Annotated in this window: 17 protein-coding genes and 1 pseudogene; 8 read left to right on the top strand and 10 right to left on the bottom strand. The window is 51.5% G+C overall.

The window, feature by feature from the left end:
• Positions 1–511: 511 nt before the first annotated feature.
• Together F1593_RS28360 and F1593_RS14900 are read right to left on the bottom strand one after the other, a co-directional pair.
• Positions 512–652, bottom strand: a complete 141-nt coding sequence (locus F1593_RS28360) for a hypothetical protein (protein ID WP_172632132.1) — start codon at positions 650–652, stop codon at positions 512–514.
• 141 nt (positions 653–793) lie between these two features.
• On the bottom strand, positions 794–1,144 hold the full coding sequence (locus tag F1593_RS14900) for a gamma-butyrobetaine hydroxylase family protein (RefSeq protein WP_149402358.1): 351 nt from the start codon (positions 1,142–1,144) through the stop codon (positions 794–796).
• Between the two features lie 584 nt (positions 1,145–1,728).
• Between F1593_RS14900 and F1593_RS14895 the strand changes: the two genes are divergently transcribed.
• The 3 genes from F1593_RS14895 to F1593_RS14885 all read left to right on the top strand — a co-directional run bounded on the left by F1593_RS14895 (position 1,729) and on the right by F1593_RS14885 (position 4,832).
• Entirely contained in the window at positions 1,729–2,490 is a 762-nt protein-coding gene (locus F1593_RS14895) for a pentapeptide repeat-containing protein (RefSeq protein WP_149402357.1), read from the top strand.
• Positions 2,491–3,056: 566 nt separating this feature from the next.
• On the top strand, positions 3,057–3,824 hold the full coding sequence (fabG, locus tag F1593_RS14890) for a 3-oxoacyl-[acyl-carrier-protein] reductase (protein ID WP_149402356.1): 768 nt from the start codon (positions 3,057–3,059) through the stop codon (positions 3,822–3,824).
• Positions 3,825–3,956: 132 nt separating this feature from the next.
• Positions 3,957–4,832 (top strand): class I SAM-dependent methyltransferase, encoded by an 876-nt coding sequence (locus tag F1593_RS14885; protein ID WP_149402355.1) that lies wholly within the window; start codon positions 3,957–3,959, stop codon positions 4,830–4,832.
• A gap of 397 nt (positions 4,833–5,229) precedes the next feature.
• Here F1593_RS14885 and F1593_RS14880 read toward each other — a convergent pair whose 3' ends face one another.
• From F1593_RS14880 to F1593_RS14860, 5 genes and pseudogenes are all read right to left on the bottom strand, one after another.
• Positions 5,230–6,042, bottom strand: coding sequence for an ABC transporter permease (locus F1593_RS14880; protein WP_149402354.1), 813 nt, complete (start codon positions 6,040–6,042; stop codon positions 5,230–5,232).
• Entirely contained in the window at positions 6,043–6,804 is a 762-nt protein-coding gene (locus F1593_RS14875; protein WP_149402353.1) for an ABC transporter ATP-binding protein, read from the bottom strand. It abuts the gene before it with no gap.
• A gap of 10 nt (positions 6,805–6,814) precedes the next feature.
• A pseudogene (locus F1593_RS14870) lies at positions 6,815–7,435 on the bottom strand (pentapeptide repeat-containing protein); the annotation flags it as partial.
• Between the two features lie 114 nt (positions 7,436–7,549).
• On the bottom strand, positions 7,550–7,765 hold the full coding sequence (locus F1593_RS14865) for a DUF8691 family protein (RefSeq protein WP_149402351.1): 216 nt from the start codon (positions 7,763–7,765) through the stop codon (positions 7,550–7,552).
• A 112-nt stretch (positions 7,766–7,877) separates the two neighbouring features.
• Positions 7,878–11,012: a winged helix-turn-helix domain-containing protein gene (locus F1593_RS14860; protein ID WP_149402350.1), complete on the bottom strand. Its 3,135-nt coding sequence runs from the start codon at positions 11,010–11,012 to the stop codon at positions 7,878–7,880.
• Positions 11,013–11,682: 670 nt separating this feature from the next.
• Here F1593_RS14860 and F1593_RS14855 point away from each other — a divergent pair.
• The gene (locus F1593_RS14855; RefSeq protein ID WP_149402349.1) at positions 11,683–12,681 is read left to right on the top strand and encodes a GAF domain-containing protein; all 999 of its coding nucleotides are present in this window, start codon (positions 11,683–11,685) and stop codon (positions 12,679–12,681) included.
• A gap of 129 nt (positions 12,682–12,810) precedes the next feature.
• Positions 12,811–13,548, top strand: a complete 738-nt coding sequence (locus tag F1593_RS14850; protein ID WP_149402348.1) for a hypothetical protein — start codon at positions 12,811–12,813, stop codon at positions 13,546–13,548.
• A gap of 7 nt (positions 13,549–13,555) precedes the next feature.
• Here F1593_RS14850 and F1593_RS14845 read toward each other — a convergent pair whose 3' ends face one another.
• Both F1593_RS14845 and F1593_RS14840 read right to left on the bottom strand, forming a co-directional pair.
• Complete coding sequence (locus tag F1593_RS14845) at positions 13,556–14,164, bottom strand: ATP-dependent Clp protease proteolytic subunit (protein WP_149402347.1); 609 nt, start codon at positions 14,162–14,164, stop codon at positions 13,556–13,558.
• Between the two features lie 38 nt (positions 14,165–14,202).
• The gene (locus tag F1593_RS14840; protein WP_149402346.1) at positions 14,203–14,484 is read right to left on the bottom strand and encodes a hypothetical protein; all 282 of its coding nucleotides are present in this window, start codon (positions 14,482–14,484) and stop codon (positions 14,203–14,205) included.
• Positions 14,485–14,762: 278 nt separating this feature from the next.
• On the opposite strand from F1593_RS14840, the gene F1593_RS14835 reads away from it, so the two are divergent.
• Entirely contained in the window at positions 14,763–15,158 is a 396-nt protein-coding gene (locus F1593_RS14835) for a helix-turn-helix domain-containing protein (RefSeq protein WP_149402345.1), read from the top strand.
• A gap of 267 nt (positions 15,159–15,425) precedes the next feature.
• Here the strand turns inward: F1593_RS14835 and F1593_RS14830 are convergent, their stop codons facing one another.
• Positions 15,426–16,247, bottom strand: a complete 822-nt coding sequence (locus F1593_RS14830) for a phosphatase PAP2 family protein (RefSeq protein ID WP_149402344.1) — start codon at positions 16,245–16,247, stop codon at positions 15,426–15,428.
• An 806-nt stretch (positions 16,248–17,053) separates the two neighbouring features.
• Here F1593_RS14830 and F1593_RS14825 point away from each other — a divergent pair.
• Positions 17,054–17,788, top strand: coding sequence for an SAM-dependent methyltransferase (locus tag F1593_RS14825; protein ID WP_149402343.1), 735 nt, complete (start codon positions 17,054–17,056; stop codon positions 17,786–17,788).
• A 178-nt stretch (positions 17,789–17,966) separates the two neighbouring features.
• Positions 17,967–18,188, top strand: a complete 222-nt coding sequence (locus tag F1593_RS14820) for a hypothetical protein (protein ID WP_149402342.1) — start codon at positions 17,967–17,969, stop codon at positions 18,186–18,188.
• Positions 18,189–18,232 lie beyond the last annotated feature (44 nt).

Below are 18,232 nucleotides of genomic sequence, written 5' to 3'. Positions count from 1 at the left end.
TGCTGTTCCTCCTCGAGAGTCCAATCAGAAAACATCTTGTTCTCTCAAATATGGAGCAGCATCGATCATTTTGCAAGCGCATCTGTTGTTACAAGCCCTCTCTATTTTGGACCAAACTTAGGCGTGCGCGCCTGCGCCCTTTTTATTATGTGATGTAGAAAAGGTTCTTCGAACCTTTTCTACATCACATAATAAAAAGATGTTTGAGCACCGCAGGTGCGAAAACTCATGCACAGAGATGGTGGAGAGCATGGGGGGCTGACAGCCCCAGTACCAGCGGGATCTTGCTGCTCCCTGGCTGGCAGGCGCGTGCGCGCCTGCGCCCTTTTTATTATGTAGTGCAGGAAAGGTGCTGTGCACCTTTCCTGCACTACATAATAAAAAGATGTTTGAGCACCGCAGGTGCGAAAACTCATGCACAGAGACTGTGGAGACCACGGGAGGCTGACACACTCTAAAAGCCTGTCCGGTGGATGAACCCGGCATTATCCGGGCAGCGAGACAGAACGCATTAATGGGAGAGCGCATTGGCGGCAAACAAAGCCAGCACCAGTATAGCGCTCACGACCAGAGCAAAAAAGAGACGTAAAATAAGCAGAGAAGTAGATATTTTTAAGCGCTTCCGTGCTGGAACCTGTCTCTGTGTCTTCATATCGATCCTCATCGTTTCTGTCAGCCCAATCCTCGACTATAATCGGGCGCTGCATGGCACGATATTCACCACAAGCCGAGATTGCTTGTATGCTATCCTTCATCACAAGCAGAAACGATGTATGGATCGAATCCTAACATGCTATCTTTTGACTGGCCTTTTCTTCTTACACACCTCACATTCGCACATCGCACGCAACTTTTCGTACGTATAAATGCCCGTTTTATGCCCATCCTCCCAGATAGGTGTCAGGCCATAGCGGCCCACTGGCTCAATATTCACCAGTGTCGTCTCCTCAGGAGTTAAGGTCTTCTTGCTCGCCAGCACACCCGGTTGTCCACCCTCACCGGCGCACCACGCACAGGGACAGGCCCAGCGTAACAACTCCCAATCGTGCATGCTCTCATGCTCATCGCTCCATGATAAGTACAAAGTGCGCTTCTCCTCATCCAAAAAAAACGAGGTCGGCGTAGGATGACTATACTGCGACATAGGAAATCCCCCTTAATATATACACACACGTCTGAACATCGACGATACTATATCTGATCATATCCACACCTCATTATATGCCTTATCGACAGCATACGCTACTCCACCCATAACCATCCGTAGGAGCCACCCTTCACGGGCAACACCGCTTCAATACGAGCCCTCTCGACGAATACGGTAGGTGCGTGCCGAGGTCGCAACCGCTTTCCTGTTCCTCGTACCACCATCTCGCTCCAAGGTGCTCTAACGCCCTCTGGCATGATGGGGACGGATGAGCGTATCACGAGATGCAACTCATTCGCATGATCGCCACTCTCTAACGCTTGTTCCGCCTCTCCTGGTGGACCTTCGGGGGATATTTTGTGTACGACTCCACCGTAGAACGGTGGCCGCTACGTTGGTTTTGCCGATCCCCCCGTTCAGAGCAATACCGCTTCAAGAGCGAGAATTTAGGCGGTGTTGCCCGTGGAGGGTGGTTGCTACGATAGCACAAGAACAGAGTGCTTTAGCTGAATTGATTACTTCGTTACTCGTTTCGGTTTTCTTGCGTTGTACGAGATAGATACATCTTCGGGGGGATTTATATGCTTGAATTATTACTTATTGGTGGTGTTATTGGTAGTTGTATCATTGTATTGTGCTGCGCATTAATTGCTGTACAGATACAAAAGCGTGGTCTGGAGCGGCTTCAGCATCAGCAAGCGGCCTGGGAATGTGCTCAGGATACCCATAAAAAACAATGGGAAGAGCGTCAGGATAAATTGCTCTCTCAGCTGGAAAATGAGCTCAATGCCCATCTGGAGCAGCTTCAGAAAGAGACCGAGCAACGTCTGATGCTCGAGGCGGATCGCGTGAAATATGAATTATCCCATGTGCCACGCGTTGAGGATACACCATTGCCTGCCAGAACGCAGGATACAAAAGGGATAATGACGCCGCATACAACTGTCCCATTGCTGTCACGCAGCCTGCGTGGGGCAAATCTCAGCGGCTATGATCTTTCGTATCGCTATCTCCACGGCGCGGATCTGCGTAACGTCGATCTGGCGAATAGCAATTTGTTCATGGCTGATCTGAGCGGAGCCTGCTTACGTGGTGCCAGCCTGATCGGAGCTGATCTGTCGGCCGCCAACTGCGTTAATACCGACTTTACCGGCGCAGATCTCACTGGCGCGAATTTGCTGGTGACTGATTTAAATGATGCGGTCCTCGTTGGTGCCACATTGCAAGAAGTCCATAATCTGAGCAACGAACAGATCCACATCGCCATCGTGGATAGCACAACACGGCTTGATAGTGACATCGACATCACCTTACCGCGCATCCCACGCATCTCGCTGGCCTAGATCCCTATAACATGCAGGGAGTGCAGAGGGACGGTCAGTCCCTCTGCCGAGGCATGGGAATGCGCTCCAATCCTTGCTCTTTTCTCTCCCTGTATGTTATAGGGAGTGCAGAGGGACTGGCCGTTCCTCTGCCGAGGCATGGGGATGCGCTCTAATCCTTGCTCTTTTCTCTCCCTGTATGTTATAGGGAGTGCAGAGGGACGGTCAGTCCCTCTGCCGAGGCATGGGGATGCGCTCTAATCCTTGCTCTTTTCTCTCCCTGTATGTTATAGGGAGTGCAGAGGGATTAGCCGTTCCTCTGCCGAGGCATGGGAATGCGCTCTAATCCTTGCTCTTTTCTCTCCCTGTATGTTATAGGGAGTGCAGAGGGACGGTCAGTCCCTCTGCCGGGGTGTGGGGTGTTCCCCACCCTTTCTCTTTTCTCTCCCCCGCCGAAGGCGGTAATAAATAAAGAGAACCAAAAAGCCCTGAAAATCACGCTGGATTGCAGACTGAATCAAGGCAATTATGTTATACTACAGGATGCACGCTACCACAAAATTTATTTTATTGAGGGAACAGAACGTATGTCACAAGAACATCCTCTGCCATTAGCTGGAAAAGTTGCCCTGGTCACGGGAAGTAGTCAGGGTATTGGTCGAGCCATAGCCCAACGCTTAGCCCAGATGGGTGCAGATATAGTGATCAATTATCGCAGCAATGCACAGGCAGCGGAGGCTGCTAAAGCGGAGATAGAGGCATTGGGGCGACGATGTATCGCGGTTCAAGCTGATGTCAGTCAGGAAGAAGATGTACTGCGTCTCTTCGCTGAAATTAGCAGTACGCTTGGTCCTGTGGCTATCCTTGTCAATAATGCTGGCACAACGCGCGATAAGCTGATAATTCAGATGTCGCTCAACGATTTCGAGCATGTGATTGATACCAATCTCCGCTCCGCTTTTCTCTGTACGAAGGCCGCTCTGCGTGGCATGATGAAGGCGCGCTGGGGTCGTGTGATCAATATTGCCTCCGTCGCAGGTCTGATGGGTCCCGCTGGACAGGCGAATTATGGTGCCTCTAAGGCTGCTGTGCTCTCGCTGACGTTGAGTACCGCCCGCGAAATGGCAAGCCGCAATATTACGGCCAATGCCCTTGCGCCCGGCTTTATTCCTACCGAATTAACCTCTATTGTCACTGAGCCCCAGCGCAAATATATGCTGGACTCCACCCCATTGGGCCGCTTTGGAACAACCGATGAAGTCGCCGCTGCAGCCGCATTCCTGTGCTCCCCTGAGGCTGGCTATATCACCGGGCAGATCCTCAGTATCGATGGCGGCATGTCGATACATATTTAAATACACTATTTATCTCACTTCAAGTGAAATTTTTACCTGCTGCTCAAGCTAAAAGTTAGTGAAACAAGTTACCGCTGAAAATGATCTAACTCTTTAACAAACAGTTTGGTTAAGGAGGGCTTACGCTATATTATGGGTCTAATTGAAACTGATGAAACGAATCTATTCACTTTTGAGTCGTTCGCGGCTCATGAGTTTTACACAGACGTGAACCGGGCACTTGTCAAACAAACGCTGGCACATCTGCGCACACAAGAGGGCGACAAACCTCTGACCATCGTCGATATGGCATGTGGAACGGGAGCCGTCACACGTCTCATCGCGGAAGAATTAGTCAGACAGGGTCATTCAGCACAACTCAGGCTGGTCGGAGTAGATCCCTCGGCAGAGGCTTTGCGCCTCGCCCAGAAGGGCATGGATGAACTCCATCTTCCCGCTAATATCACCAGTGATTTTATTCAGGGTGAGTCAGAGGATCTCCCCAACCTCGTCCATGATGTCGATGCCGCATTCTTCTGTAATGCGATCCACCTCGTCCCAGACAAAGTCGCCGCCTTCAAACAAGTATCCGCTATTTTAGCGCCACAGGGTATTTTCGGCTGCAACAGCGCATTCTACGACGGAACCTACGTTCCTGGCACCGAGCGCTTCTACCGCCTCTGGACACGTCGTGCCGTGGGCTGGCTAAAAAAAGAGCATCCCGAGGCTCACCTGTCCCGTGAAGCGAAAGCAATGGCTATGCAATGGCTCAATCCAGATCAATATATCCAGGCGCTCAAGGAAAACGGCTTCACCACCGTCGAAACCCAGAGCACCAATATTGAGATCTCACTCGATGGCTGGCGTGATCTCGGTCAATACTGGCTCTTCATCGAAGGTGCCTTACCAGGTGTCCCGCTGGCGGATGGCGCACGTGCGCTAGAGATAGCCGTCTATCAGGCTGGCGAAGAACTTGGATTGAATGCCATTCCTCGCACCTGGTTGCAGATGGTCGCCATCAAGCAATAAGGTTCAGCCAGTATACGATCCAGTGAATATGGGCCCGGGCAACCTATGGGAAAGCTTTTCTATCCCTGCAAGCTTCCTATGGGCTGCCCGGGCCCATATATCCCTCTCCCTCACAGAGTGTTCAATCCCCCAAATCTTCTGCATCTTCCCGCATGACTTTTCGCACCTACAGCAACGATCGTTATGGGGTAACAAGATTGCCAGGGGAAAACCGACGCGAAGCGCTTCGCATCGGTTTTCCCCTGGCAATCTTGTCACTCCGACCTGGTCTTCTGGAAGCATTTTCGTTCTTCACAGACTCTTGTCCATCCTGGCGGCTCTCTGTTAGAAGAACATGCTGAACGTGTCGAGAGAGCGGCGATGGCGTGAACTCCTTTCCTCGGAGACTGCCCTCTTTTTACATGCGCTTTTGATAGGCCCTCATCGCAAAGATGTAGGCCACCACCAGAATGCCGACGCACCAGGCAAGCGCCACCCAGATATCATTCGACACGGGCTGCCCAGCCAGTAACGCACGGATGCTGTTCACGATCGCCGTCACAGGTTGATTTTCGGCAAAGACCCGGACGATAAACGGCATCGACTTCGTTGGTACAAACGCTGAGCTGATAAAGGGTAGGAAGATCAGCGGGTACGAAAAGGCAGTTGCGCCTTCCATCGTTTTTGCAGCCAGTCCGGCAATCACTGCTACCCAGGTTAACGCCAGCGTAAACAACGTGAGAATACCGACGACGGCCAGCCACGGCAGGATGCCCGCCGACGAGCGAAAGCCCATAATCAATGCGACGAGAATGATGACCGCCAGCGAAATCGCATTGGAGACCAGCGAGGTCAGCACATGCCCCCACAGCAGGGTAGAAGAGGCAATTGGCATGGAGCGGAAGCGTTCAATGATCCCCTTTTGCACATCGTTGAATAAACGATATGCTGTATAAGCTACTGCGCTTGCAATGGCGATCAGCAAGATCCCAGGTAACAAGTAATCCACATAATTGCCGGTCCCGGTTTGAATGGCACCGCCGAAGACATAGACGAAGAGCAGCATCATCGCAATGGGCGTGATCGTGACCGTGAAGATGGTGTCAACGCTGCGGAAAATGTGGCGCATTGAACGGCCAAGCATCACACTGATATCGCTGAAAAAGTGGTTTTGTACCTTGGTTCCTGAGTAGGTACCCTGTCTCGTTTCAATGTTCTGTATCGTTGCCATTTATGCTACCTCTTTTTTACCAATGATGGCCAGGAAGATCTCTTCTAAGGTCAATTGTTTTTCTACATACTCCACCTTTGCTGGCGGGAACAGCTTCTTGAGCTCCGCGAGCGTGCCGCTGGCGATAATCTTGCCCTCATGGAGAATGGCAATGCGATCAGCCAACTGCTCCGCCTCGTCCAGGTACTGGGTGGTCAAGAGGATGGTGACGCCCCCATCAGCCAACTCCTTCACTACTTTCCACACCTCGATGCGGGCCTCAGGGTCCAGCCCGGTCGTTGGCTCATCCAAGAAAATGATTGGCGGCGCTCCCACCAGGCTCATCGCGATGTCCAGCCTACGGCGCATCCCACCGGAATACGTTGACGCTTTACGCTTGGCGGCATCAGTTAAGCCGAAGCGGATTAACAAATCGTCGGCCACTTGGTGTGGCTGTTTGAGATGTCGGAGTTGGGCAATCATGATTAGGTTCTCTCGCCCAGTCAACAACTCATCCACTGCGGCAAATTGTCCAGTCAGACTGATGGATTGCCGCACGAGATCGGGTTGTGATGCCACATCAAAGCCGTTGACGAAGGCCTGCCCTTTATCCTGCTTGAGCAGTGTGGTAAGAATTTTAACCAGCGTGGTCTTGCCTGCCCCATTGGACCCAAGCAGGGCAAAAATGCTGCCCTGCTCCACGCTGAAATTCACTCCTTTTAAAACATCAAGCTTCTTGTAGGATTTTTGAATATCCTTTACCTGAATAGCAATGTTTGGCACAATCTTCTCCTTATGCTAGAACCGTTACGTCCGAAACATCGACTCCCAAGCCTTTGAGCGCGGCATAGGTGAGCTTATCCATCAGCGCGCCGTTAAAGCGAATGGATTCGACAGCACGCTTCATCGACCAGATCCCTACCGGGCGGAACGACACATTTTTAAGAGTCGCACCCTGAAACGAGGCATTCTTGAGTAATGGCAGGTCAAACTGGACGCCGATAAAGGTCAATCCATCAAAGCGCTGTCCAGTCAGGTCGGCAGAGTGGAAGTCCACGCCGATAAAGGTACAGTGTTCAAAGGTAGTTTTGCTCAGATCTGTCTTCGTCAATTTTGCATCGGTCAGTTGGGAGCCACTGAAGTGTGCTCCAGCCAGCCCCGCCGCATCGAATTTGGTGCGCACCAGGGTAGCTTCACTGAAGTTGGCATTTGTCAGATCCAGGCTGGTGAAGTCGCAATCGGTCAGATTGGCGTTGGTAAAATTGGCTTCCCGGACGTCGCTGCCCCGAAACGAACTCCCGGTCAGGTCTGCGCCCGTAAAGTCCGAGCCACGCAATGCGCTTCCTTGAAAGCTGCCATTCTGCGCAGTCACGCCCACAAAGTCGCTCTGTGGTAGATTGCTCCCACTCAAGTTTACGCCGTTGACAGAGTTGGTCAATTTCTCATTCATAACAATACTTTTCCTTTTCGTATACATGTCAAGCTGGTGATGGTGTGAGTCAGAGGCTCCCCTCTGACATTTCCGTCCTCACAAGCCCGAGGCATAATCATCGTTTTCCTCAAGTGAAAGGAGAACGAGCCCAAGGCTTTGAATTTTCAGGAGGACTCGATAGAGAGCCGCTTGATCGGGCAGTGATCCGTGCAACACGGTTCTACCGGAAGTCTCGATCAAAAGAGTGAGCGGCTCAAACCATTCTTGCCAGGACGGGTCCAGCTCTCCCTTAATAGTGATACTGCATCGCATCTTCAGTTCCATCCTCCTTTCGTTTGGGATGGTTGAAGTATAGAACCCCATCGGGTGAGTTGTGATCGCCCGATGGGGTGGTTGTAGAGGGGTGAAAGCAGAAGTAGAAAAGTTAGAGCAAGGACAAACGCCGGGCGACTTCGCCAGCTTCGACTCGATTGTGGACATCGAGCTTGCGGTAAAGGCTTTGAACATGGGTTTTCACGGTATTGAGCGAGATTATCAGCGCATCTGCGATCTCCGGATTGGAGCGTCCAACGACCAGCAGGCGTAGAACGCGCAACTCCTGCTCACTGAGGAGTTCCAGGAGTAATAGATCCTCCTTGGATACCTCCTGGCGTGGCTGAACTTCCACGCCCTGGGAAAAACCTCGCAAGAGGGTGCGTACGAAGGCAAGTAGAGAGGGATCACGCAGTTCTGGTAGGAGTATTCTGAGCAGCGCTTCCATAGCAGAGCCTTCATCCAGAAAAATGCGTTGAAAATTCTGTGGTTGAGCCAGTTTCAAGGCTTGAAGAAGCGAGGACCTGGCTTGAGCGTGTTCGCGTTGGGAAAAATGAGCCAGAGCCTCCAAAATTTGGATTTCTAGCACGCTCCGCTGGCGTCCCTGAGCCTGAGCTTTCTCTTTCCAGGGAAGCAGTCCTTCCAATGCCGCCTTCTCCCTCTTTTGGGCAATGCACACACGCGCCAGGAGCAGTGCTTCTTCTTGTTGATGCAAGAGTGGCAGATTTGGTGTCTGTTCGAGTGGTAGGGAACCAGCTATGTGCTCCCTGGCCTGAGTCCATTGCTCTACGGCGGCTAGATCTCCTTGTGCCAGTTGTATCTGTACTCGATAGGCGCGTATGGTGCTCAAAGACCAGGGAAAGCGCGCATGCTTTTCCCACCTCAAAAGCAGATCTAGAGCCTGGGCAGGTTCTCCAGACGCATACAGCAGACGAGCTTGGACAAGTGCTCCCGATGCCAGCACATGGATCTCTTCCTCTGGCTTTTTTCTCAACCCCAGCGCTTGAGACAGATACTGCCGCGCTTCTGCCAGTTCATTGCGTTCATACAAAAGCTGAGCAAGACAATAATAAGCCCAAGAGTTGTAGAACGGCTCACTTTCTCCTGTTTCCAGACGAAATTGCTGTTGGGCAATCTCTTGATCCTCATCGATATGGCCCATCGCTTGATGGTAGTAGTGCGAGGCTCCACGCAGCTCGCCTTTTTCTAGGCACACCTTACTCAAGAAAAGGGATGTCGCGAAGGCGCCAGAGGAATGATCGCCTTGGCGTTTTACCCGCTCGTACCCCTCGAGAAGGTACTGTTGGGCCACCTGTATCTCACCCGTAAGCAAGGCCTCGAGACCCCTGCTCACAAAATTATCAGGATACAAGAGACTGCGCTCTGTCAGGAGTGGTTGGGCCTGTTTGTTCAACGTAAACAGACGCCTGAGGTCTTCTTGCAGCCAGGCAAAGCCAGCGGAAAGTTGCAGGGCCTCCCCTTGCTTTTCCCGTTGCTCTTTGGCCTCAAAGCCCTGCTCTGCCCACTGAAGAAGCTGCCTCGCACGCGTCAACGTCGCAGATGAACGCCGATCTGTCGTCAGGATCAGGGCGCGTGCAAAGAGAAAACTGAGTTCTGGTTGAGCTTGCAGCACTTTATCTGGAAGGCGCTTCAGCCAGGAACAGAGCAAATGATACTCATTGCGGAAGCTGTTGGGAACCACAAAACGCTCGATCAACACGGTTGCACGCTCAAAATCCTCACTTCTGAGAGATGCTTCAATCGCTTCGGGGAGCATGCGCTGCTGCTCATACCACTGACTGGCTTTGCAGTGCAGCCCACGCACTGTGGTTGCGCCCAGGCGACGACGGGCCTCGTACTGCATGGCTTGCGCCCACAGAACATGATAACGATACCACTGCCGGTTCTCATCGAGGGGTTGGAGAAAGAGATTGGCCCGTTCCACCTGTTCAAGCAGAAGATCACTATCCTCTCTGCCTGTCAGAGCATCGCAAAGCGAGGCGCTCAAGCGGTCGAGCCCGCTGGTCTGTAACAAGAAGTCTTGTAACGCTTCAGGTAGACTTGCGAGCACTTCTTCGAGCAGATAATCGAGCAAGAAGCGTTGATTGCCGCTGAGAGTTTGCACATAGGCGGACGGATTGGCGTGTTTCTGGAGCACGAGTCCCGCCAGGTGCAGGCTGGCAACCCACCCTTCAGTACGTGCTTGCAGCAGCTCGATATCTTTTTCCGAGAGAGTGATTCCCATGTACCGGATAAGAAAATCCTGCGTTTCTTCTTGGGTAAAGCGCAATTCGGTCGTGCGAACCTCTCCCAGGTGCCCACGCACACGAAGACGGGCAAGAGGAAGATCGGGATCGGTGCGACTAGCCAGCAGAAGATGCACATGCGGCGGCAGATGCTCCAGCCAGAAAGTCAGCGCTAAGTGAATCTTGGGTTCATTGATGACGTGATAATCATCCAGGATGAGCAGGATGGGTGAGGTTTCCACATGCGGTTCGGCCAGTTCATTGAGCAAGGCTGTCAAACTGGTTGCCAGAGGCGCAGACGTTTGCAAGAGAGTGAGCGCGCGTGCTCCGATTTCTGGCCTGCAGAGGCGCAATGCTTCAATCAGCGAGATCCAGAAGCGTGTTGGATCATTGTCCATCTCCTCCAGAGGAAGCCAGGCCACGATTTGGGGGTGTCTGTGCGCCCATGTCGCAAGCAAGGTGGTCTTGCCCCAACCGGCGGCGGCTGAAAGCAGGGTGAGCGGGCGAGTGAGGGCATCATCGATAGCTGCGAGCAAGCGATCTCGTACCACGAGCGTGGCAGGTAAATGAGGAGGAGAGAGTCTGGTCGTCACCATCGCCATTTCCAGGCCGAGGCTCTGCTCGGTCGCTGTGGATGCGATCTCTTTCTCACTCTGGGCGGCCGGAGAGGAGACGGGTGATTGTTCTTGGAGGGTCTGAGCTACCTCTTCTAAACGCGTGAGCGTCACAGCCTCGCTCCGTCCGAGATAGCGCTTCTGAGTCTGAGCAGTGTTGGTATGGTAGGCATACCAGTAACCCGCTCCGCGAGCGCGCTGCTCTTTATACACGTTGAGTTGTCCGCACTGGCCCTGGAAAGAGAAAGAGGGATGCTCTGTTAACCAGGCAAACCACGACTCCTCGGTTCCCGACTCAATCCACAGGAGGACGTGGTCAGCAGTCTGGAGTTGGTAGGCGTGACGTTCAGGGAACCAGGTCAGGGTGGCGGCGGGCGCTTTTGGCATGTGTTTGTTTTTGCTCCAAAAAATATGTACCTCCCAACCTCCCAACAAGGATGAGTATAGCACGGAAAAGAAGCTAGAAGCAAGGAAATGGTCAGCACATCCAAACCCTCGCGTCCTATTTTCAGGTTTGGATGTGCTGACCATTTCCAGAGCGAAAGGGAAGAGAAAACGATCGTTTTCCTTTCCCCTTTTCGCACACAAAAATCGCTGGCATTTTTACCCGAAAGCGGGTAAAATAACCCCACCAAATGAGGTTTTCATTCCCATCATCCACGAAGTGAGGAACAAGCATGCCGGGATAGACGTTTGCCTATCTCCGCGTTTCCAAATTAGACCAGGATCTGGAGAAGAAAGAATAAGCTCGATATACAGCTTCGTCAAAGTTCATTTGAAGGGACCAGAGCACTACAGTGCTCAAAGAAGAATTGCGCCGAGTGCCTGTATGCATGGGAGCTGCATACAGGCACTCGGCTGCGTAACCCTGGCTCATGGGCGGATGTGATGAAAGAAGCGCTTGTTTGGAATGATCTTCTCCTCTTACTATAGACAATACACAAGCAGTTACATAAATACAGGCTAAACATGCTTCCCTGTTGACGTTATAAGCATAAACTGGTATCATAAACATACTGGGAATTTTCACGGCAAATTCGGTGCTGAGGTGAAATTAATGCAAGAGGCACATACGTGGCGCAAACTGTTAGGAAAAATCATTAGCGACACGAAAGAAAAGCAACACTTACTCGACACCTTAAAAATCACACCAATTACACTGACACGTTGGGCCAGTGGAGAGTCTGATCCACGGCAACAAAATCTACACCAGTTAATCCATGCCTTGCCGTCAAAATATCAGGAACAATTTCGCAAACTGGTGAAGGAGGAAAAAGGGACTGGTTCGGCCACAACAAACATGCAAGAGCATTCACAGAAAGAGATCGATGCGGAATTTTATGCCCGTGTCCTGGCAGCGCGTGCATTTGCAAATGCGAATTTACATTTCTGGTCAACCTGTCATCTCATCCTGCAACAGGCGATTGGACAACTCGATGCTGAGCGACGGGGCATGTCGATCTGGGTGGTACGCTGCATGCCTCCTTCGGGCCATTATCACAAGGTACGGAGCCTGCGTGAAAGTGTGGGGCTGGGCACGCCGCCCTGGATGGGAAATCTCGAACAAGAAGCGATGTTTCTGGGAGCCGAGTCCCTGGCGGGCAATGTCGTTACATTATTTCGGCCCGGTGTGGTACAAAACCTGGAGAAGGAACAGAATCTCGTCCCAGCCGCACGTACTGCGTATGAGAAAAGTGTTGCCATTTATCCTATTCTCTATGGCGGTCGCGTGGCCGGTGCGCTGCTTGTATCCAGTGTCGAGTTTGACTATTTCCTGTCAAGTGCACGCACAAATCTGATTCAGCAATACGCCGATCTGATTGCGCTGGCATTCGAGCCGGAAGATTTTTATGCGCCCGAAGAGATTGCTCTGTGCGTGATGCCCAGCCAGCAAGAACAAGAAAAACATTTCAAGCATTTTAACCGTATGGTTGCTCAAACAATGCTTGAAGCTTCGGCAAACAACCATCCGGTGGATCATCTGCAGGCCGAGATGTTAGTATGGAAGCAATTAGAGGAAAAATTCTTAGCATTGCCGGGCGAGGATCATAACTGAGGATGGGCAATACAAGCGCATCCGCAAGAGCGGAAAAGGAGATGAATTACGAAACGGAGCATACTTTCCGACAATTTTGACACGGTCATCGCGCCTTACTGGACCCAGACCTGTATCGGGACAGGTTCATTGAGTGTGTCCGATGCGGCGTTGCAAATGTGTCTGGCTGCCACTGCTCGCGGTCAGTATGCCGATGCACAGATTGACGATTATTCTCAACTGGCTCGTTCCGCTTTTCCCTGGCGACCACCATTGCGTATGGAGATACGCGCACACGCCTCTCATGTCGCTGCTACCCCACAGAGTACCATCCACAGCAAGGATATCTTGCGTGGTACCGCTGGCTTTGGCTTCTGGAACTATCCCTTCTCGGTGCGTGGGGATATTTTAACGCTGCCTGAGGCGGTCTGGTTCTTTTATGCCGCGCCACCCTCCAATATGGCCCTGGTGCCAGGAGTGCCAGGCTGGGGATGGAAAGCCCAGGTGGTACATGCCATGCGCCCCGGAGCCTTGTTCTCCGCTCTTCCCACCGCCCTGGCTACAGGTTGGGGCTGGTTGAGCCATGATTCTCGGCCCGCTGCCCGCTGGCTGCAACGCCTGAGTGGAGCACAGGAAGCACTGATAGACGCCGACCTCACGACTACTCATACCTATGCCCTTACCTGGCATCCTGACAATGTGCTCTTTGAAGTTGATGGCAGAGAGATCCTCCGCGCCAACAATCCTCCGACCCGCGCCCTGGGCTTTGTCGCCTGGTTAGATAATCAATACGCCATTGCCACCCCGCAAGGCGCTCTCCGCTTTGGAGCCACGCCCACCGAGGCGCAATGGCTGTCTATAGATCATCTCACCATCGAGCCATACTAAACCATGCTTAAAGTGCTTTATCCGCCAGGGGCAAGACTTCATCAATAATGCCGTACTCCAGAGCCTCCTGAGCACTCAGGAAAAAATCGCGCTCGGTATCATGGCGAATACGCTCCATGGACTGGCCCGTATGGGTTTGAATGATGCTATTGATGACATCACGCGTATAGAGGATCTCACGGGCATGGATATCAATATCCGTCGCCTGCCCACCAATACCACCAGAGATCAACGGTTGATGCAGATGGATACGCGCATTGGGCAATGAACGCCGCCGCCCTTTATCCCCTGCCAGCAACAAAATGGTCCCAAAACTCGCCGCATGGCCCACACAGGTCGTCGCGATAGGACAGGGCAGGGAGCGCATCGTATCATAGATGGCGAGTCCCGCCGAAATCACGCCTCCCGGCGAACTGATATAGAGATTAATTTCGCGCTCCGTGCTTTCAGACGCCAGGAAGAGCAACTGCGCCACGATCAAATTTGCCATGGTATCCTCAACCTGACCATTGACCATAATGATGCGCTCTTTCAGCAAGCGAGAATAAATGTCATAGGAACGCTCACCGCGACCGGTGCTCTCCAATACTGTGGGAACTAATACATTCGAGATCATGTTCTTTTCTCCTTTTTCAGACTCATCAATATTTACAGTCAGGCCTGCACATCCTGACGCACAAAGTAATAATGAACAAAGGAACCATGTTTTGAGGTCCGCTCATCCAGCACGCTGACCAGAATCCAGCCTTCTTTTCCTAACCCGTTCAACTGCTCGGCCTCTGGTAGCGCCTCAATCTCGGTATTAATCTTCAACACATGATAGGCCCAATTGGTGGTCTGCAACGGAAACTGCTCATACACCGTGGGAATTGGTAAGGATGAGCGCTCATCTGAACCAGCGGACTGAATGGTACGATGGAAAGACATCATATTCATTGCTACTGCTCTCTTTCTTTGTCTTTTTTCTATCGTTATACTTATCTACTAAAGAAAAGTCGCTATCCGTAGTGATTATCGCTACGCGCTCCTTGCTACCCCTTGAATATAACAGGCTTATAGCCTATACTGATAGGGTCTAGCTATGCTGTTAGCATAGGTCATTTTTAAAGCCATGCTTTAAGCATAGGTGCGCAGCGCTTTAAGCCTGTGTTGCATCTAATATCGTTTTCGCAGAACAGAATGCAAACGGGTAATCGAAAAGAGGAATAATCTAAATGGCTGATTTACAAGAGACACTGGGACAGGTGGTACGTCAGGAACGACAATATCGCAATCTCACGATCAAAGATCTGGGCGAGAAGGCGGGGCTGTCAGAGATCTATGTCGGTGAGATCGAACGGGGACAGAAATATCCATCGGCGAAGGTACTGGAGAGCCTGGCACAGGCCCTGGGCCTGGATCTGGCGGAACTATTGGAGTTGATGGCTGAAGCAATTCGGCGTGAGCGTGAGCCAGAATATACCAGCGTCATTGGCTTTACCTTGCCTACAACCACAGGACAACCACGCCGCACCGTCGTCAAGCGCATCGTGAATATGTTGAATGAGGGAGACGTCGAAAGTGTCGCTAACTTCAGCGCCTTTCTGCTCTCTCAGCACACTATGCCCTAATACACAGATATGCAGGCAAAGAGAGAAAGCAATGCAGAACATGAGCACTTCTCATAGCTTGAGTTTGTTTTCCATGCTCTCCACGATCTCTGTGCATGAGTTTTCGCACCTGCGGTGCTCAAACATCTTTTTAGTATGTGATGGAGAAAAGGTTCTTCGAACTTTTTCTCCATCACATACTAAAAAGGGCGCAGGCGCGCACGCGCCTGCCAGCCAGGGAGCAGCAAGATCCAGCTGGGAGTGGGAGGCTGGCACTTTGATAGGGTATTAACTGGCAATGGCTGTTCTGATTCTATGTTTCGCGCGCCACTGCGCCAGCCAGACGGTAGTGAGACGATACAAAAAGATGAAGAAGAAGAGATAGATCGCGCCTTCAAGATATCCCCCCAGCACGTCGGTGAACCAGTGGTCGCCTTCCAGAATACGTGAGTAGCCAATGAAGAGAATGTCATACACGGCATAGATCTGGAACGGTAACAGGAACCAGCGATAGCGCCACTCACGCACCGGACGGGTAAAGCTCAGATAGAGCAGGAAGCCATAATAGGCCATATCATGCTCGGTATGTCCTGAGGGGAAAGTGGGGAAAGGCACCAGCGATCCCGCAACATGTACTGGCTCGGTATGGGGATTGGGACGCGGTCGCGCCACCAGATCATCCGCCAACACATTCAAGCCCGCCGAACTCATCACTGTGACAATCAAGAAAAAAGCCGACTGCAGCCAGGTTAGCGGCGACTTATGGCGCAATTTCGCAATCAATGCCAGCACCAACAAACCGACCAGCCAGATACCAAGGGCAATCTCTGATGGAACAGGATTATTCATAATGCTGGGAAACACGACGAGCGCCATCAGGAAGGCCGGTAATTGCATATGCTGGATGGTTTGCGTCACCGACAAATCAACTGGATAGGGTTTGGGATGACTGTGCACAATAAAACAGACGACGACAAACACAAGTAATGCCAGCAACCACACGATATATTCGATACGGTACCACTTCCTGGCATAGCTCCGCGCTTCACCACCGGCCGTCGTCTGAGCCGTTGGCTGCTGTATGCCCTGGGGATGGTTAGTTGAACGCATACTAAATCCTCATTCTGTCTAAAATGGATAAGTACAAGCACTTGTTGCATAGAATACGTTTTGCTAAGCTTAACAGGATACAACAGTGATCAAAAACTTATGAAAAATAATCTCTACCAGCATTCTCAGCTTCACTACAGCGCGCCGCCAAACAAAGATTACAGTTTCTTCATCAAAGAAAAAAGAGGGTTCAAACCTCTCACAACGAATCTATGGCTCACCGCCTGCTAGAATACAATGTGCTGGCTGCCAGGAAATTTAAATGCCTCATCTATTCGATTGTCATCTTCTTGAAAAAGGATAGTATCAATCTTACATCCCCTACATCATGTATAATAATGAGGGAAGTGAGATCATCCAATTTCATTTTCATATCATCAAGCTCTGGGAATTGCCCACAGCAACCTTATTCGAGAAGTAACTACTCAGGTTCCCTGAGTTGCGGATGCATGCGGCATGTTGTTCTATGGATCGAGTTGTGCTATACTAGCTCAGCTACCTGACAGAGCATGCTCGTCAGTGGCTTTCTCCGTATTGTTGCATAGTATGGAAGGAGGGATGGTTCTGTATGAATGATGTTCTCCGCGCATTGACAACGCACTGATTCTCCGGGTCACAGAAACACACCAATTGGTACTGCCTGGAGAAATGCAGTCGATGAGCAGGTATTTTGCGCTCCTGCACTCTCATTTTCTGCTCCCCACAAAGGGTAGATCTTCCTGGTGATGCATGATACACCAGGTGATGCATCATGCCCCGGAGAGAGTAATCGTTCAAAAAAAATCACTTGTGAGAGGAACCATCCTTTGAATCAACTGAAATACGGAACCATTTCTCATCAAGGCTTGCCCTACAATAACCCCTTCAGTGTGGAGAAAATAGAGGCGGTCATCGACCTTCTCGGTCTCACTGATCAAGCAGTCGTTCTCGATATCGGCACAGGAAGGGCTGAGCTACCTATCCGCCTGGTCGAGCGCTACCAGGTCAAAGCGCTGGGTCTGGAACTCAATTCGTCATATGTTCAGGAAGCGCTAGAACAAACTGCTAGACGTATTCCTCTCGGCAGGCTCGAACTCCGAGCGTGTGATGCACAGACGTTCGAGTCCGAGCCGGATTCATTTGACCTGGTGAGTTGCCTGGGTGCCTGCCATGTCTATGGCGGTTTTCGGCCAACGCTGGAGCGTCTGGCGCACTATGTCCGTCCGGGTGGATACGTGCTTGTGGGAGACGGCTACTGGAAGCAGGAACCGTCCTTAGAGTATCTGGCAGCATTAGAGACGACGCGCGCCGAGTTGCAAACGCACGCGGAAAATGTGACGACGGGTGTTTCATTGGGTCTCATGCCGATGTATGCCTGTGTGTGTAATGAAGACGAATGGGACCGTTTCGAGTGGCTCCGTATGTATGAGCGCTTTGCCTACCGCAAGCCCGATGATCCTGGTCTGCCAGATCTTATCGCGCAGCTTCACTCCTGGCGCGACATCTACCTGCGCTGGGGGCGTGACACGCTGGGATTCGGATTGTATCTGTTTCAAAAATAGCTTTCATATACCTTACTAAAAAGCAATCAGAGCCTCAGTAGTTGACCAATTGCTGAGGCTCTAATTGCTTCTGCTCATGCCCCAGAGGGCCTGCAAAAAGATGCACCTTGTCCGTTCCCTGGATAAGGCTGGATAAGGCTGATACACTACAAGTATGACGGAAGAAGAAGCGAGACACTTGAGACAAGAGAGCGCGGACCTTAAACAGGAAGTATTAGTAGATATGTTGCAGTCATCTCTGCAAATACGCTTTCCCGCCCTTTTACCAGTGCTGGAGGAACACATCCAGACCCCTCTGGCGGATGAAGTATTGAGAACCCTGGCAATCACAATTGGGATGGTCGCAAAAACAGAAGACGAAGCCCGGCAACTGCTTCTCAAAGCATGGCATTCCCAATAAGCAACCCTGGCATGATTGCCTCCGTTTATGCTGAAAGCAATCAT

The sequence above is a fragment of the Dictyobacter arantiisoli genome (assembly GCF_008326305.1).
In the GTDB taxonomy this organism is placed as follows: domain Bacteria; phylum Chloroflexota; class Ktedonobacteria; order Ktedonobacterales; family Ktedonobacteraceae; genus Dictyobacter; species Dictyobacter arantiisoli.
Note: the sequence above shows the minus strand (reverse complement) of the source record. Positions and strands in the feature narration are given on the sequence as shown.